At 67.5% G+C, this 16,413-nt stretch carries 19 protein-coding genes and 1 pseudogene; 14 read left to right on the plus strand and 6 right to left on the minus strand.

Going from position 1 to position 16,413, the window contains the following annotated elements:
* Window positions 1-297: 297 nt before the first annotated feature.
* The gene (locus LGM71_RS19595) at window positions 298-657 is read right to left on the minus strand and encodes a tyrosine-type recombinase/integrase (protein ID WP_319000391.1); all 360 of its coding nucleotides are present in this window, start codon (window positions 655-657) and stop codon (window positions 298-300) included.
* Between the two features lie 57 nt (window positions 658-714).
* Window positions 715-1,296: a tyrosine-type recombinase/integrase gene (locus LGM71_RS19600; protein WP_226116025.1), complete on the minus strand. Its 582-nt coding sequence runs from the start codon at window positions 1,294-1,296 to the stop codon at window positions 715-717.
* A gap of 85 nt (window positions 1,297-1,381) precedes the next feature.
* Here LGM71_RS19600 and LGM71_RS19605 point away from each other — a divergent pair, with 85 nt between their 5' ends.
* From LGM71_RS19605 to LGM71_RS19625, 5 genes and pseudogenes are all read left to right on the plus strand, one after another.
* Entirely contained in the window at window positions 1,382-1,699 is a 318-nt protein-coding gene (locus LGM71_RS19605; protein ID WP_059604189.1) for a Dabb family protein, read from the plus strand.
* A complete protein-coding gene (locus LGM71_RS19610; protein WP_226116026.1) occupies window positions 1,696-2,175 on the plus strand; it encodes a PaaI family thioesterase in 480 nt (159 codons plus the stop codon). The genes LGM71_RS19605 and LGM71_RS19610 overlap by 4 nt, the downstream gene beginning before the upstream one ends.
* 195 nt (window positions 2,176-2,370) lie before the next feature.
* A pseudogene (locus tag LGM71_RS19615) lies at window positions 2,371-2,586 on the plus strand (NADP-dependent oxidoreductase); the annotation flags it as partial.
* Between the two features lie 61 nt (window positions 2,587-2,647).
* Window positions 2,648-3,607: an alpha/beta hydrolase gene (locus tag LGM71_RS19620; RefSeq protein ID WP_226116035.1), complete on the plus strand. Its 960-nt coding sequence runs from the start codon at window positions 2,648-2,650 to the stop codon at window positions 3,605-3,607.
* A gap of 34 nt (window positions 3,608-3,641) precedes the next feature.
* Entirely contained in the window at window positions 3,642-4,082 is a 441-nt protein-coding gene (locus LGM71_RS19625; protein WP_059604434.1) for a GNAT family N-acetyltransferase, read from the plus strand.
* Window positions 4,083-4,099: 17 nt separating this feature from the next.
* Here LGM71_RS19625 and LGM71_RS19630 read toward each other — a convergent pair whose 3' ends face one another.
* Together LGM71_RS19630 and LGM71_RS19635 are read right to left on the minus strand one after the other, a co-directional pair.
* The gene (locus tag LGM71_RS19630) at window positions 4,100-4,945 is read right to left on the minus strand and encodes an NRDE family protein (RefSeq protein WP_059604199.1); all 846 of its coding nucleotides are present in this window, start codon (window positions 4,943-4,945) and stop codon (window positions 4,100-4,102) included.
* A 76-nt stretch (window positions 4,946-5,021) separates the two neighbouring features.
* Complete coding sequence (locus LGM71_RS19635; protein WP_124903612.1) at window positions 5,022-6,056, minus strand: YgfZ/GcvT domain-containing protein; 1,035 nt, start codon at window positions 6,054-6,056, stop codon at window positions 5,022-5,024.
* A gap of 77 nt (window positions 6,057-6,133) precedes the next feature.
* Here LGM71_RS19635 and mltG point away from each other — a divergent pair, with 77 nt between their 5' ends.
* From mltG to LGM71_RS19680, 9 genes are all read left to right on the plus strand, one after another.
* Window positions 6,134-7,153 carry an endolytic transglycosylase MltG gene (gene mltG / locus LGM71_RS19640; protein WP_124622580.1) on the plus strand — a complete coding sequence of 340 codons (1,020 nt, stop codon included), beginning with the start codon at window positions 6,134-6,136 and terminating at the stop codon, window positions 7,151-7,153.
* Window positions 7,153-7,773 carry a dTMP kinase gene (gene tmk, locus LGM71_RS19645; RefSeq protein WP_226116037.1) on the plus strand — a complete coding sequence of 207 codons (621 nt, stop codon included), beginning with the start codon at window positions 7,153-7,155 and terminating at the stop codon, window positions 7,771-7,773. Before mltG ends, tmk begins: the two co-directional genes overlap by 1 nt.
* An 18-nt stretch (window positions 7,774-7,791) precedes the next feature.
* Entirely contained in the window at window positions 7,792-8,820 is a 1,029-nt protein-coding gene (locus LGM71_RS19650; protein ID WP_226116039.1) for a DNA polymerase III subunit delta', read from the plus strand.
* A 79-nt stretch (window positions 8,821-8,899) separates the two neighbouring features.
* Window positions 8,900-9,679 carry a TatD family hydrolase gene (locus tag LGM71_RS19655; protein WP_059538079.1) on the plus strand — a complete coding sequence of 260 codons (780 nt, stop codon included), beginning with the start codon at window positions 8,900-8,902 and terminating at the stop codon, window positions 9,677-9,679.
* A 43-nt stretch (window positions 9,680-9,722) separates the two neighbouring features.
* Window positions 9,723-10,433 (plus strand): ankyrin repeat domain-containing protein, encoded by a 711-nt coding sequence (locus LGM71_RS19660; RefSeq protein WP_059604214.1) that lies wholly within the window; start codon window positions 9,723-9,725, stop codon window positions 10,431-10,433.
* 119 nt (window positions 10,434-10,552) lie between these two features.
* On the plus strand, window positions 10,553-10,909 hold the full coding sequence (locus LGM71_RS19665) for a Rap1a/Tai family immunity protein (RefSeq protein ID WP_006755340.1): 357 nt from the start codon (window positions 10,553-10,555) through the stop codon (window positions 10,907-10,909).
* A gap of 97 nt (window positions 10,910-11,006) precedes the next feature.
* Complete coding sequence (locus tag LGM71_RS19670) at window positions 11,007-12,179, plus strand: mechanosensitive ion channel family protein (RefSeq protein WP_226116041.1); 1,173 nt, start codon at window positions 11,007-11,009, stop codon at window positions 12,177-12,179.
* A gap of 33 nt (window positions 12,180-12,212) precedes the next feature.
* Complete coding sequence (locus LGM71_RS19675; protein WP_226116043.1) at window positions 12,213-13,388, plus strand: AAA family ATPase; 1,176 nt, start codon at window positions 12,213-12,215, stop codon at window positions 13,386-13,388.
* A 301-nt stretch (window positions 13,389-13,689) separates the two neighbouring features.
* Window positions 13,690-14,754 carry a glycosyltransferase family 4 protein gene (locus LGM71_RS19680; protein ID WP_059604220.1) on the plus strand — a complete coding sequence of 355 codons (1,065 nt, stop codon included), beginning with the start codon at window positions 13,690-13,692 and terminating at the stop codon, window positions 14,752-14,754.
* 99 nt (window positions 14,755-14,853) lie between these two features.
* Here the strand turns inward: LGM71_RS19680 and LGM71_RS19685 are convergent, their stop codons facing one another.
* Together LGM71_RS19685 and LGM71_RS19690 are read right to left on the minus strand one after the other, a co-directional pair.
* A complete protein-coding gene (locus tag LGM71_RS19685; protein WP_059680074.1) occupies window positions 14,854-15,441 on the minus strand; it encodes a YSC84-related protein in 588 nt (195 codons plus the stop codon).
* 229 nt (window positions 15,442-15,670) lie between these two features.
* On the minus strand, window positions 15,671-16,132 hold the full coding sequence (locus LGM71_RS19690; RefSeq protein ID WP_059464355.1) for a hypothetical protein: 462 nt from the start codon (window positions 16,130-16,132) through the stop codon (window positions 15,671-15,673).
* Window positions 16,133-16,413: the final 281 nt, after the last annotated feature.

Consider the following 16,413-nt stretch of genomic DNA (forward strand, 5'->3'; position numbering starts at 1 on the left):
AGACCAGCGATGGGCCGCGCTCTCACGGGGACGGCTCCCCGGCTATGTCGCTGCAATTTTAGCAGCGTCGCCCGGTCATGAAAGAAGAGGCGGTGGGATGTCGCGCGCAATAATCGCGAGTTTGCGACCACCCGAAAACTAGCCAAGCCCGTGACACTCCTTTGGTCGGAGCACGTTGAGCCGCCGCTTTCGGGAATGGCGACGTTATCCAGCAGATCAGAAATTGTCATCCCCAAAAAGACCGGTGTAGGTCTCTACGTACGGTGCCTTGCCAGCTAAGGCGCAGATACAGCTGCATCATCGATCATTGACGAAGGTGGCGTCAGTACCGTGGCCGTTGCACGCCTCCTCCTCGATGTCATCGAGCCAGTTTGCCCAAGCCTGCATCATGTCCGGACGCTCTTGCAAGTACTTCGCGTGGTTATACGTCGAGCGAGTCTTGTCCTTATGCGACAGCTGCATTTCAACGACTTCATCTTTCCAGCCCATCTCGTGGAGGTTCGTCGACGCGGTTGCTCGGAAGTCATGGCCCGTTATCGGCTCGGGGATATTCGGCATCGTGGAGTCGAGCGCCCGATTGATTGTTGCTCGACTCATGTGGGGTCGGTGGCTTGAGAACTGCTCCGCGCAACACCGAAGCTGGATCGGTATCGGCACGAAGAGTGATCACCGCGTACGGGAACACGTTGGATACGTACTGACGTAGTTTGACCGCTACGGAAGGGGGGGGCCGCGTTCTTCGACGCGGCGCATCAAGGCGAGCACATCGTGAGCGGTAATAGAGCGCATTGGGCGGTTCCCGATGTAAGGGTATGCGTCTGCTCCGAGCATGCGCAAAATCTCGCCAAAGTGCCGCTCGGTCCACGTCTTGCGCTTCTTCTCCAGCCACTCGTCGCTCACAACGCGGAAAGTTGCCTTGCCTTCGTTGATGCGCGCGGACAGCACTTCCTGCCGCGCGTGAGGCGGATGCAGCCCCTTCGTGACGAGTTCACGGGCATCGTCGCGTGCCGTGCGCGCGTCTTGGAGGCTGATGGTGGGATATTCGCCGATCGCGAAAAGATTCTCTTTCCCAGCAATTCGGTACTTGTATCGCCAGAGCTTGGAGCCGGACGGCTCCACCAACAGATACAGTCCATTGCCGTCGGTAAGTTTGGTAGGCTTGTTGCCTGCTTTCGCTTGTCGGATTTTGACGTCGCTAAGTAGGGTGAAAAAGGGGGTATCGACTCTGGATTGTCGAAATGATACCCCCTTTTGTACCCCGTTTTTTCTCGGCTGGGGACGATTTCCGGCGAACATAAGCGAACCGTGGAAGGGCGTAAAGTGCCCAACTGGTAAGGGTTATAGGCGAATCGCCGAACCAACACGAACAGGAGCAACGGAAGTGATCAGACATATCGTGATGTGGAAGCTGAAAGAATCGGCGGAAGGCGGCACGCGTGCGCAGAACGCGCTGAAGCTGAAGGAAAAGCTCGAAGGCTGCCGCGACCTCGTGCCGGGCATCCTGCAACTCGACGTCGGCATTGCGACGCCGGGCCTCGAAGCCACGTCGGACGTCGTGCTCGTGTCCGATTTCACGGACAAGGCCGCGCTTGATGCCTACCAGGTGCATCCGGTCCACCAGGAAGTGAAGAAATTCGTCGTTGCGGTGGCGGAATCGCGCCAGTGTGTCGACTACCTGTCCGAAAGCGCAGCGCGATGAGCGACGCGGCATCCCCGACGGATGGTCCGTCGATCGAAAGCCCGTTCGTCGATCTGCTCGGCGTGCGGCTCGTGTCTGCGAAGGATGGTGCGAGCGAGATCGTGCTGCCGCTCGACGATCGGCACATGAACACGTGGAGCATCGCGCACGGCGGCGTGACGATGACGCTATCGGACATCGCGCTCGCGATGGCAGCCCGGAGCCTGACCGACGACGGCGTCGGCGTCGTCACGGTCGAGATGAAGGTGAATTTCATGCAGCCCGGGCGCGGCGAGTTGCGCGCATATGGCCGCGTGATGCATCGTTCGACGACGATGGCGTACTGCGAAGGTGAGGTGCGCGACAGCGACGGCAACTTCGTCGCGAAGGCGCTCGGCACGTTCAAGTATATGCGGCGGCTCGCGGTGGGTCGCGACATCAAGCGGCAACGCACGCGTACGGCGCCGGACGCCCAACCCGGCCCGAGCGACGCGTAAGCGCCGGGACGCGCGGCCCTGCCTGGTCACAGGTGGGGCCGTTTTGTTTTGCGGCACGGATTCACAACGGGACGGCGTGACGCTGCGAACGAATCCAGGGAGACAGCCATGAACACGATCAGCCGCTAGATCCTGCTCGTGTCGCGCCCGCAAGGCGCCGCGAGCGCCGACAACTTCCGGCTCGTCGAAACGCCGCCCGTGCCGCTCGCGAATCCGGGCCTGATCCTGCGCTCGCGGCTGACGATGCAGAGTTTCATCGAATTCGAACACCCCGACGCATGGCCGCCCGCGCTGGCCGAGCTCGGCGAACTCGTCGCGACGATCGCATACGGACTCGAGCGGGCGCCGGACGCGTTCCCCGGGCTCCTGAGGGGCCGCAATTTCGGTAAGCAGCTCATGCAACTCGTCTGATCCGCGCGTGGCATCATGTAACGCTTGTCCGTTCACGGCGCCGCACGCGCCGTCCTCACCGATGCCGCTGAATCCGAAGATCGCCCAGATACTCGACATGGTCGAGCGCGCAAAACGCCCGTCCTATCACCATCAGACGCCACAGCAGGCGCGCGCCGCGTACGAGAAGAGTGCGCCGATCCTCGATGTCGCGCCCGCGCCGATGCATTCGGTCGAGGCCTGCGTCGTGCCGACGCGCGATGGCCGCACGATCGGCGCGCGGCTCTTTCTGCCGGTCGAGCCGAGCCTCGCCGAACCGCTGCCGGCGCTCGTCTATTACCACGGTGGCGGCTTCACGGTCGGCAGCGTCGATACGCACGACGCGCTGTGTCGCATGTTCGCGCGTGACGCGCAGTGCGCGGTGCTGTCGGTCGACTACCGGCTCGCGCCCGAACACCGGTTCCCGACCGCCGTGAACGACGCCGACGACGCATTGCGCTGGCTGCATCGCGAGGCTGCCGCATTCGGCATCGATGCGACACGGCTCGCGGTTGGTGGCGACAGCGCGGGCGGTACGCTCGCGACCGTCTGCGCGGTGCTCGCGCGCGACGCGGGCATCGATCTTGCGCTGCAGTTGCTGATCTATCCGGGCGTGACGGGCTACCAGGACACCGAATCGCACGGACGGCTCGCGAACGGCTACCTGCTGACGCAGGACACGATCCAGTGGTTCTTCACGCAATACGTGCGGGATCGATCCGACCGCGACGACTGGCGCTTTGCGCCGCTCGACGGCACGCGCGGCGCGCCGTCGTTCGCCGGTGTGGCCCCGGCCTGGATCGCGACGGCCGAATACGATCCGCTGAGCGACGAGGGCGCCGCGTACGCGGACAAGCTGCGCGCGGCTGGCAACAGGGTTACGCTGGTCTGCTATCCGGGGATGATCCACGAGTTCTTCAAGATGGGCGGCTACGTGCCGGAGGTGCGGGCCGCGCATGCCGACGCGGTGGCGGCGCTCAAGGCCGCATTCGACGACGTTTGATGGCGGCGGCGCCCGGCGCCGCGCGGAGGAAGCGATGACCGACGGCTGGGTGGAAACGGGCGACTGGGCCGTGCTGGGCGGCGATGCCGCACGTATTCGCGATGCGGTGTTCGTGCGCGAGCAGCGGATTCCGCCGGAATGGGAACTCGACGACGAGGATCCGCTGTCGTTGCACGCGGTTGCCTACCGTGTCGATGCGGCGACCGGCGCGCGCCGCGCGGTCGCGACGGGACGGCTGCTGCGCACCGCCACGATCGGCCGCGTCGCGGTGTTGGCCGACGCGCGCGGGCAGGGCGCGGGATCGGCCGTGCTGCATGCGCTGCTGGACGCGGCGCGGCATCGCGGCGAGCCGATCGTGCGGCTCTACGCGCAGGATGCCGCGGTGTCGTTCTACGTGCGGCACGGCTTCGCGGCAATCGGCGAACCGTTCGTCGAAATCGGCGTGCCGCACGTCGAGATGGCGCGCACGCCCTAGTGCCGCGCGCGGCAGGCTCAGCGCGGTTGCGTCGCGTCGATGTCGAACGTGAATGCGCGCTCGAAACTGCCCGGCCGAACGGTGCGGTGCGAGCCGTCGTCGTCGCAGCGTTCCTTGATGTCGACCGTCAGCCGCACGCCTTCCTTCATCGTCACGCGCAGCGCGGTCGTGCCGCGCGTGCCGTATTCGGGCGTCTCGATGAACGCGGCCGATAGCGCCCGCTCGCGCTCGATCGGAATGCCGGTGTGCGGCAGTGCGTCGTCGTCCGCGACGTGCGGATCGCGCATCAGCTCGATCAACTCGTCGAGCGACGGGGTCGGATTGTCGGTCAGCAGCGTGCCGAGTTCCGCGCGCTTGCGCACGACTTTCGGCCAGGGCGTATCGAGCCGGGCGTTCGACAGCGCGTGCACGCCGGCGCCGATCGCGACCGGCGACGCAACGCCGGTTTCGCCTTCGGCCGCACGATTGCAGAACCACGCGAGTTCGCGCCGCTTCCAGTCGCCGACCAGCAGGTTGAAGCCGTTGTACACGGCCGCGTGCTCGGCCAGCTCGCCGAGGTAGTCGAGCGGCGCGACGGACGGGCCGCGGAGGAAATCGGACACGAGCTTGCCGCGGGTCGGCGCGCCCGCGCGAATGTCGAACGGCGCGCGGTAATTCGTCAGCGCCGCGAACCGGCCGTCGCGCGACACGCCGAGCCACGTGCCACCCGCTTCCAGATCGCGGCCGGCGAGCAAGCCCGGCACGTCCTCCCACCACGAAAGCGGCGCACTGGTACGGCGAAAGAATTCGTCGCGGTTGGCGGTCAGGGTAAAGACGGGACCGGCGGCGGCATCAGGCTGCCAGTCGAAGGCAATCAGACACATCGGGCGAATCTCTCGCAGGAAACTTCGGGCGCCGGCCGCGATCTGCGAGCCGGCGTGCGAACGGGTTGTCAGTGCGTCACGCTTCCGTCGGCCACGCGTACGGCAGCGCGTCGAACGCGAGCGCCGGGCCGTCGGCCGAACCAAGGTGTACCGTGCCGTTGTCGAGCGCGGCCAGCTTGATCTCGACGAGCGCGTCGACGCCGCCCGCGGGCGCGGCCGCCGCGTTGACGATCATCCCGCACGGCTGGCCCGGGTCGTCGCTGTGGAACAGCTCGACGCCGGCATGCACGGTGTCGGTCTCGCCGGCGACGTGCGCGAGCGCGGTACGGCGCTTGATCGTGCCGCGGTACTGGCTGCGCGCGACGATTTCCTGGCCCGGGTAGCACCCCTTGCGGAAGTTAACGGCGCCGATCACGTCGAAGTTGACCATCTGCGGCACGAACTGTTCGACGGCCGGCTGCGTAATGCGCGGCTCGCCCGCGCGCACGTCGAGCCAGTCCCAGACGGCCGGCGACACGACCGGCAGCGTGCCGGCGAGCGCGGCGAGACGCGCGTCGACTTCCGCGCGGGGCCCGATCCACAGGTAGCGCTTGCGGCCGGCCGCGTCCGGCACGCGGATCAGCGCGCCGGCCGCGCCGTCGACCTTCACGTGCACGCCGTCGGGCAGCGCGTCGAAGATGCCCGACAGCACGTCGCGCACGTCGCCCGCGAAGCCGACGACCGCGAGCGCGTCGCTCGCGTCCGTCAGTTTCGCCTTTGCACGCAGCACGAACATCGACAGCCGTTTCTGCACGGCGGCCTGGACGTCCTTCGAGACAAGCAGGCGCACGCCGTGACCGGCGCGCCACGCGAGGAACGACGCGAGCAGGCGGCCCTTCGGCGAGCAATAGCCGGACAGGCGCGCGCTCGCGGCATCGAGATGCTCGATGTCGTTGGTGAGCTGGCTGTGCAGGAACGTCGCGGCGTCGTCGCCGGCCACGTCGATCACGCCGAACTGCGCAAGCGGCATGCAGGCGCCCGGCGCGTCGAAATCGGCGGCTGACGGGCGGGGGAAAACGGGGAGCGAGACGGATGCGGGCTGTGCAGCCGGTGAAGCGAACGGTGTGCTCATGGAATGAGGGAACAGTCAACCCTGACTTTGACGAAGGCGAGCAAGTATTATATGGGTCTTACCTGAGTCTCGTTTCCATGTCCCTACTGAAGAAATGCGCCGCGACTGTCGTGGCGCTGGCCGTCGTTGTGGCCGCTGCCGGCGCGGGCGGCGGATATTACTGGGCGACCCGGCCGCTGCTGCTGGGTGCCGCGTCGCTCGATGTCACGATCAAGCCGCGCAGCAGCGTCAAGAGCGTCGCGCTGCAGCTCAGGCGCGGCGGCGTGCCGGTCGAGCCGCTCGGCTTCGTCGCGATGACGCGCCTGCTCGGGCTGTCGAGCCGGCTCAAGTCCGGCAACTACGAATTCAAGACCGGCATCACGCCGTACGACGTGCTGCAGAAGATCGCGCGGGGCGACGTGAACGAGTACGTCGCGACGGTGATCGAAGGCTGGACCTTCAAGCGGATGCGCGCGGAACTCGACGGCAATCCCGATCTCGCGCACGCGACGGCCGGCATGAGCGACGCCGAACTGCTGCGCGCGATCGGTGCGCCGGACAACGCGATTCAGCGCGGCAGCGGCGAGGGGCTGTTCTTCCCGGACACCTACCTGTTCGACAAGGGCACGAGCGATCTGAACATCTACCGGCGTGCGTACCATCTGATGCAGACGCGTCTCGACGAAGCATGGGCCGCGCGCGTGCCGGGACTGCCGTACAAGACGCCTTACGAAGCGCTGACGATCGCGTCGATCGTCGAAAAGGAAACCGGCCACGCGGCCGATCGCGCGTTCGTCGCCGCCGTGTTCGCGAACCGGCTGCGGATCGGGATGCCGCTGCAGACCGATCCGTCGGTGATCTACGGCCTGGGAGACGCGTACGACGGCCGCCTGCGCAAGCGCGACCTGCAGGCCGACACTCCTTACAATACCTACACGCGCCGCGGGCTGCCCCCGACGCCGATCGCCCTGCCGGGCGTCGCCGCACTGCAGGCGGCGATCAATCCGGCCCAGACGAGCGCGCTCTATTTCGTCGCGAAGGGCGACGGCACGAGCGTGTTCTCGGACACGCTCGGCGACCACAACAAGGCCGTGGACAAGTACATACGAGGTCAATAATGGCGAGCGGTAAATTCATCACGTTCGAAGGCATCGACGGGGCGGGGAAGACCACCCACCTGCAATGGTTCTGTGAACGCCTTCAGGCCAGGGTGGCCGCGAGCGGCCGGCAGGTCGTCGTCACCCGCGAGCCGGGTGGCACGCAGCTCGGCGAGAAACTGCGCGAGATCCTGCTGAATCAGCCGATGGATCTCGAGACCGAAGCGCTGCTGATGTTCGCCGCGCGCCGCGAGCACCTCGCGCTCGTGATCGAGCCTGCGCTCGCGCGCGGCGACTGGGTCGTGTCGGATCGCTTCACCGACGCCACGTTCGCGTACCAGGGCGGCGGCCGCGGGCTGCCGCGCGACAAGCTCGAGACGCTCGAGCGCTGGGTGCAGGGCGGCTTCCAGCCCGACCTGACGGTGCTGTTCGACGTCGCACCGCAGGTGGCGAGCGAGCGCCGCGGCGCCGCGCGCATGCCCGACAAGTTCGAAAGCGAGTCGGACGCATTCTTCTCGCGCACTCGCGCCGAATACCTGCGGCGCGCGGAAGAGGCGCCGCACCGCTTCGCGATCGTCGACGCGACGCAGACGATTCCCGACATCCGCCAGCAGCTCGAACGCGTGCTCGCCGCGCTGTAACACGAAGGAACGCACCACATGATCTATCCGTGGCAGACCGACGACTGGAACCGCCTGCAGCAACTGCGTGCGCAGTGGCCGCATGCGCTGCTGCTGCACGGCCAGGCCGGGATCGGCAAGCTGCAGTTCGCGCAGCATCTCGCGCAGGGCTTCCTGTGCGAGGCGCCACAGCCGAACGGCGAGCCGTGCGGCACTTGTGCGGCCTGCACGTGGTTCGTGCAGGGCAACCATCCGGACTACCGGATCGTGCTGCCCGAGGCGCTCGCGGGCGAGGCGCCGGGCGCCACCGACGACGCCAAGTCGGCCGACGCGGACGAGGGCGGCAAGAAGACGCGCGCGCCGAGCAAGGAAATCAAGATCGAGCAGGTGCGTGCGTTGCTCGACTTCTGCGGGGTCGGTTCGCACCGCGGCGGCGCGCGCGTCGTCGTGCTGTACCCGGCCGAGGCGCTGAACGTCGCCGCGTCGAACGCGCTGCTGAAGACGCTGGAGGAGCCGCCGTCCGGCGTCGTGTTCCTGCTGGTGTCGGCCCGCATCGACCGGCTGCTGCCGACCATCATCAGCCGCTGCCGGCAGTGGCCGATGACCGTGCCGGCGCCCGACGCGGCCACGGCATGGCTCGCGGCGCAGGGTATCGACGATGCGCGCGCGCTGCTCGCCGAAGCCGGCGGCGCGCCGCTCGCCGCGCTGGCGCTCGCGAGCGACGAGAACCGCCCGCTGCGCGATTTCACGCTCGGCCAGCTCGCGGCCGGCGCCGCGTGCGATCCGTTCGCGTGCGGCGAGACGCTGCAGAAGCTGCCGGTGCCGCTGGTGCTCGGCTGGCTGCAGCGCTGGCTGTACGATCTGCTCGCGCAGCGGATGGCGGGCGCGCCGCGCTACTTCCCGATGCAGGCGGCCGCGCTCGCGCGGTGCGCGGAGGCGGTCGACGCGAATGCGTTCGCGCGCTTCATGAAGGCCGTGACGCGCCAGCGGACGGTCGAGAACCATCCGCTCAATGCCCGGCTCGTATTCGAGGAACTGTTTCTCGGTTATCGGGAAATTTTCGCTTGAGCGAGTATTGTTTCCTTCGGGTGAGTAAACGATTGCCGGCGAGTGCATGAGCGCCCGCCAACCGTATTCAGGAACCACGATGTTCGTCGATTCTCACTGCCACATCAATTTCAAGGGTCTCGCCGACCGCCTGCCTGCCGTGCTGGAGAACATGCGCGAGCACGACGTCACGCACGCGCTGTGCGTGTCGGTCGACTTCGAGACGCTGCCCGACGTGCTCGCGATCGCGCAGGCGCACGACAACGTGTACGCGTCGGTCGGCGTGCACCCCGATCACGAGGACGCACGGGAGCCGACGCTCGCGGAACTGATCGAGCTGGCCGCGCATCCGAAGGTCGTCGCGATCGGCGAGACGGGCCTCGACTACTATCGCCTCGAAGGCCGCTCGATCGCCGACATGGAGTGGCAGCGCGAACGCTTTCGCACGCACATCCGCGCGGCGACCGCGACGATGAAGCCGCTGATCATCCATACGCGCTCGTCGTCGGAAGACACGCTGCGAATCATGGCCGAGGAGCGCGCGGACGTGCCGGGCGGCGTGATGCACTGCTTCACCGAGCCGTGGCCCGTTGCCGAGCAGGCGCTCGCGCAGAACTTCCATATCTCGCTGTCGGGGATCGTCACGTTCAAGAACGCGACCGACGTGCAGGACGTCGCGCGGCGCGTGCCGCTCGACCGGCTGCTGATCGAAACCGACTCGCCCTACCTCGCGCCGGTGCCATATCGCGGCAAGCCGAATGAACCTGCGTACGTCAGCCATGTCGGACGCTTTATCGCATCCGAGCGCGGGATCGCCGTCGAGGCGCTCGCCGATGCGACGACACAGAACTTTTTCCGGCTGTTCAAGATCGCCCGCTAACGGCGCGCGGCCAGCCGACAACCCAGGGAAGGAGCCCACAACAATGACGAAGCCGACCACATACCTGCCCAAGCGCGCACTCATCGCCGCCGCGCTCGTCGCGAGCGGCCTCTTTGCCGCCGCCGGCGCGCATGCCGAGTCGCTCGACGCGATCGTCAAGGCGGTCAAGTTCGACGATATCGCCGACATCGGCAAGCAGCTCAAGAGCGGCAAGCTCGATCCGAACACGCTCGCGCCGAACGGCGACCCGATCCTCGTGATCGCCGCGCGCGAGAAGTCCGACAAGGTTGCCGCCGCGATCGCCACGACGCCGAACGTCGACCTCGAGAAGGAAGACAAGGCCGGCGAGAACGCGCTGATGCTCGCGTCGCTGAACGGCGACGTCGGGCTCGTCAAGCTGCTGATCGACAAGGGCGCGGAAGTCAGCAAGAAGGGCTGGGCGCCGCTGCACTACGCGGCGACCAACGGCCAGGACGAGGTCGTCAAGATCCTGCTCGACCACGACGCGTATATCGACACCGCATCGCCGAACGGCACGACGCCGCTGATGATGGCCGCGCGCGGCAACCACGCGACGACCGTCAACCTGCTGCTCGACCAGGGTGCCGATCCGCAGGTGAAGAACCAGCTCGGCATCACCGCGCTCGAGTTCGCGAAGCACTACAAGGCACCGGACGCAATCGACATCCTGAGCAAGCGGACGGTGCGCGTCGGTGCGTCGGCGCCGGCAGATGCCCAAAAGAGTGCAAAATGACGGTTTCGGCGCGGTGGCGCAGCGCCCGGCCGTCCGGAACCCGGCCGGCCGCGGGCGTCCGGCTGCCGTGCCGGTCAGCGCAGCAAGCGGCCCGGGGCCGCATTGACATAAGGAACACCATGTTGCGGGCTATGTTTTGTGCCGCGGCGTTCGCCGTGCCGTTGTCGGCGGCGGCTTTCACGGGCGCGGATCTCGACCGGCTGTGCGCGAAGACGGACGTCAAGTCGCGGGCGTCGTGCGCCGCCTACATCGAAGGCGCCGCCGATGGCGTCTACAACACGATCGACGCGATCGGCGGTACCACGGGGCCGCGCGTCGGGCAGTATTTCTGCCTGCCGCCCGACATCCGGGCGCAGCAGATGACCGACGCGGTGCGCAAGTACATCGCGGAGAACCCGAAGCTGGCCGACTACAACGCGAGCACCGCGGTGTCGCTCGGTCTCGGCAAGGCGTTCCCCTGCAGGGGCGGCAGCTGATCTGACGCCGGGGCCGGGCGCGCGCGTTGCCCGGACGTCGCCGACGCATCCAGGACGAGGCCGCCGCGCCTCATAACCGAAGCATTCCCGGGCGCCGATGATTTCAATCGAGGAATTGCAGCGCATCGCCGATGCGCCGTTGCATGCGTGGCTCGGCACGCTGGGCGTGTCGGTCATCGTCGTGCTCGTCGTCGTGATCGTGCACCGAGTCGGCGCACGCATCGTCAAGCGCATCGCGCAGCCGTATCCGTTGATGAGCGTGATCCTGCGTTACATCGACAAACCTTCGCTCGTCACGCTCGCGCTGCTCGCGCTCGAGTTCCTGTGGATCCAGGCGGACGACGGCATGTCGTTCGTGGGCGGGATGCGCACCGCGGCCGCGGTCGGCTCCATCGTGTCGCTGACCTGGCTGCTGGTGCGGCTCGTGGCCGGCGTCGGCGACGCGATCATCCAGGCCCATCCGATGGATGCGGCCGACAATCTCCACGCACGGCGCGTCCACACGCAGGCCAAGGTGCTCGTGCGGACCGTCATGGTGCTGATCGTGATCATCGGCACCGGTGCCGCGTTGATGACGTTCCCCAACGTGCGCCAGGTCGGCGCGAGCCTGCTGGCGTCGGCCGGCGTCGCGGGGCTGGTTGCCGGCATCGCCGCGCGGCCGGTGCTCGGCAACCTGATCGCCGGGCTGCAGATCGCGCTCACGCAGCCGATCCGGCTCGACGACGTCGTCGTGATCCAGGGCGAGTGGGGCCGCATCGAGGAAATCACCGGCTCGTTCGTGTCGGTGCGGCTGTGGGATCAGCGCCGGCTCGTCGTTCCGCTGCAATGGATCATCGAAAACCCGTTCACGAACTGGACGCGCAGCAGCTCGGAGATCATCGGCACGGTGTACCTGTCGGTCGACTACCGCACGCCGCTCGCGCCGCTGCGCGAGGAACTCGCGCGGCTCGTCCATGCGGCGCCCGAGTGGGACGGCCGCGTGCAGGTGCTGCAGGTGACCGACGCGACCGAACGCACGATGCAGTTGCGCGCGCTCGTCAGCGCGGCCGACTCGTCGGCGTGCTGGGATCTGCGCTGCCGCGTGCGCGAGGGCTTGATCGCCTACCTGCAGGCGCGTTTTCCGCAATGCCTGCCGCGCAGCCGGATGGAACTGTATCCGCACGATTCGGCGCTGGACGAGCCGAGCCCCGAACGACCGCATGCGCGGCCGCCCGCCGCCAGCACGGCAGCCAACACCGCGGCCGATCCGAAGGCCACCGAAGGCCGCTGAACGCGTGCCGGTACCCGCCGCCATTTTCTTTCCATGACCGCGCTGAACACGCTCGCCATCGCCAACTACCGCTCGCTGCGCGAGCTGATCGTGCCGCTCGCGGCGCTCACCGTCGTCACGGGGCCGAACGGCAGCGGCAAGTCGAGCGTTTACCGCGCGCTGCGGCTGCTCGCCGATACGGCGCAGGGGCGCGTGATTCCGTCGCTCGCGCGCGAAGGCGGGCTGCCCTCGACGCTGTGGGCCGGCCCCGAGCGCTTTTCGCGCGCGATGCTGAGCGGCGAGACGCCGGTGACCGGTACGGTGCGCAATGGACCGGTGAGCCTCAAGCTCGGTTTCGCGAGCGACGATTTCGGTTATGCGATCGATCTCGGCCTGCCGGTCCCGAGCCGTTCGCAGTTCGCGCTCGATCCCGTCGTGAAGCGCGAATGCATCTGGGGTGGCGCGCTGTTGCGCCCGTCGACGCTGCTGGTCGACCGGCAGGGCGCGCAGATTCGCGCGCGCACCGGGTCGGGCGACTGGCACACGGTGCCGCAGCCGGTCGCGAGCTTCGACAGCATGATGACCGAGTTCGCCGATCCGGTCGGCGCGCCAGAGATGATCGCGGTGCGCGAGCGGATCCGATCGTGGCGCTTCTACGACCATTTCCGCACTGATGCGCAGGCGCCGGCCCGGCAGTCGCACATCGGCACCCACACACCGGTGCTCGCGGACGACGGCGCCGACCTGGCCGCCGCGCTGCAGACGATTCGCGAAATCGGAGATGCCGCCGCGCTCGACGCGGCGATCGATGACGCGTTCCCCGGCGCATCGATCGACATCGACAATCCGGGCGGCCGCGGCCGCTTCGACGTACTGATGCGCCAGCCGGGGCTGCTGCGGCCGTTGTCGGCCGCCGAGCTGTCGGACGGCACGCTGCGCTATCTGCTGCTCGCGGCCGCGTTGCTGACGCCGCGGCCGCCCGCGCTGATGGTGCTGAACGAGCCGGAAACGAGCCTGCATCCCGATCTGCTGCCGGCGCTCGGCCGCCTGATCGCACAGGCCGCGCAGCGTTCGCAGGTGCTGGTCGTGTCGCACGCGGCGCGGCTCATCGCGACGCTCGAACGCGAGGCCGGCTGCGAGTCGCTGGTGCTCGACAAGCAGCTCGGCGCGACCGTGCTCGTCGACGCGGATACGCGCGACCTGCCGCCGTGGAAGTGGCCGACGCGCTGACGGGCGGGGTGGTGCGCGCGTGGCCCGTCAGTGGTGGGCCGTCGGTCGCTCGCCCTCGGATGCCCGCCCTCGGATGCCCGTCGCGCCGGTCCGGCCGCCTCGAAGCTGGTACGGGCGGCCCGCAGGCGAATGTATCCTGTCTGTAACAACGCCCATAAAATGAAAGTCCGGTGCTTCCGGGCACCGGGATCGCGAATAATAATGAGATATTTGGCCGGCGCGATGCCGGCCGCATGCCGCACGGAGCGCGGCGTGCACCAGCCCCCGTGGCGGCTGACCGAGGACACAGGAGACGTGGACCATGAGAATTGCCCAGATCGCCCCGCTGACCGAATCCGTGCCGCCGAAGCTGTACGGCGGCACGGAGCGCGTCGTGTCCTACATTACCGAGGCGCTCGTCGACCTCGGCCATGACGTGACGCTGTTCGCCAGCGGCGATTCGACGACCCGGGCCAGGCTCGAACCGGTGTGGCCACGCGCGTTGCGGCTCGACTCGTCGATCCGCGATCGCGTCGCCCCGCACATGCTGCTGATGGAGACGGTCGCGCGCCGCGCGAAGGATTTCGACGTGCTCCATTTTCACATGGACTACTACTCGTTTTCGGTTTTCAACCGGCAGGACACGCCGTACGTGACGACGCTGCACGGCCGGCTGGATCTGCCCGAGCAGCAACCGGTGTTCGACACGTTCAACACCGCGCCGGTGATCTCGATCTCGAATTCGCAGCGCCAGCCGCTGCCGCAGGCGAAATGGCTGACGACCGTGTACCACGGCCTGCCCGACGCACTGTACCTGCCGCAGCCCGTCGAGCCGCGCTATCTCGCGTTCCTCGGCCGTATCTCGCCGGAGAAGCGGGTCGACACGGCAATCCGCATCGCACGCCAGTGCGGGCTGCCGATCCGGATCGCGGCGAAGATCGACGCGGCGGACCAGGAATACTTCGAACGCGAGATCAAGCCGCTGTTCGCTCTCCCGCACGTCGAATACATCGGCGAGATCGCCGACCACCAGAAGGCCGAATTCCTGTCGGGCGCGCATGCGCTGCTGTTTCCGATCGATTGGCCGGAACCGTTCGGGCTGGTGATGATCGAGGCGATGTCGTGCGGCACGCCGGTGATCGCGTTCAATCGCGGCGCGGTGCCGGAGGTGCTGGACGAAGGTGTGTCGGGCTTCATCGTCGAGGACGAGATCAGCGCGGTGGCCGCGGTGAACCGGCTGCACCTGCTGCCGCGCGCACGCGTGCGGCAGCGCTTCGAGGAGCGCTTCACGGCGCGGCGGATGGCGCAGCAATACGTCGACGTGTACCAGTCGCTGATTCGCGCGCAGAAGCGTTCGCGCTTCAAGGTGATCGATTCGACGACCTGACGCGCCACGCGCGCGGATAAAAAAACGGCGATGCCCGCAAGGACATCGCCGTTTGCACGTTGCCTGCGCGCGGTGCGCACGGGCGAGGACGCCTCGGCGTCAGATCTTCAGCTTCGTGACCTTCGTGCCGTTGATCGACACGTCGCCCATCAGGCCGGCATTGGTCAGCACGACGACCTGGACCGGCGCGGTGGCCGTGGTCGTGTCGACCGCGCCGTTCGCGCCCATCTTCACGAGCGCGACCGATGCACCGGCGCCGGCTGCCCAGCCGTCCGAGCCGCGGAATTCGTCGAGCGCTTCCTGCGTCATGAACAGGAACACGATCGCCTTCGACTGCGCGCCGGCCTGCAGGCCGACCGACAGCGACGACGTGTTGTAGTAGCCGACCGTGCTGCCACCGACGCGCAGTGCGCCGTTGCCCGACTGGCCGCCGACGATGAAGCCTGCCTGGATCACGTCCGGGAACACGAGCACGCCGCGCGACTTCGCGACGAGTTCGCGCGAACCCTTGACCGTGGAATACATGCGCGACAGCGTTGCGTCGACGCTCGAATCGATCGCCTGACGCTTCGACGCGTTGGTCGCGGCATTGTCGGGCTTGTCGGGGGTGGTGGTGCAACCGGTGAGCGCAAGGCTACCGACGACAAGCGCAGCGGCGGCTTTCAGCACAAGATTCCGTTTTTGCATCGTTCTTCTCCATCGGATGACGTTCGGAGTGAGTCTCGCTCAAGGAGCGGATCACGTCGGCAGTTATATCACAGCGGATTACAATCCCTTTTCGTTCGCGCGTGAAAAAGCGTCAAATCGTTTTGGGGTGTCGCGGCGCGCCAACGGACGGTCCGGCGCGCGTACGGCGATACGTCGCGCGGCCGGCCGGGGGCGGCAGGAAAGGGGAAAGTGAAGCGGTTGCTGCGCGTCAGTGCGGCGTGACGGGTGGTGCCGGCGGGGCAGGCGGTTTGATCGGCGGGCGGCGCAGCGCGCGGCGGATCAGCGCGATCACGACCCCGCACGCGAACAGGAACGCGGCCGGCACGACCCAATAGCCGACGAATGCATGCCACAGATAACCGGCGAGCGTATTGCGGCGCACCACGTATTCGTCCCGGGCTGCCTGCTGACGTGCCGCGTTGGCGGCCAGCACGTCGGCCGGGCAGCCGGCGGCGCGCGCCGCGTCAGGATCGCCGTGGCACTTCGCGGCGGCGCCTGCCGCCTGCTGCGCATCGGTGAGCTGCCAGGTGGTCAGCGCGAGCTGCAGGTCGGCCTTGTTGTACGCCATTTCCTCGCGGATCTCGCGCACGGCGACGATCGCGACGGGCACGGCCCAGAACACGATCACGATCAGCCAGCGGCGGAACCAGCGGTGTTGTCTCCATGCCATCCATGCCTCCGTTTGACGCGGTGTGCGCGTCCGTCTCGAGGGCGGCCCGATGGCGCTTCTTGTACTTGGATGGGCCGCGTTGCAGCCATCATAGAAGAAATCGCGGCGAATTGCCGCACCATGTGGCGGCATTCGTACGGCGCGCGGAGGGAAGCGGGGTGGGAGGGTGGTGGAGCATGTCGCAACGGCACGATGCCGTTGGCCGGACAGCGCGGCGACGCATCCGGCGTCATCGCGCGCGTCGATGCGCATGCAACGAAAACAAAAATGCCGCGCCCGCC

Source organism: Burkholderia sp. AU33545, from assembly GCF_020419685.1.
Lineage (GTDB): Bacteria > Pseudomonadota > Gammaproteobacteria > Burkholderiales > Burkholderiaceae > Burkholderia > Burkholderia diffusa.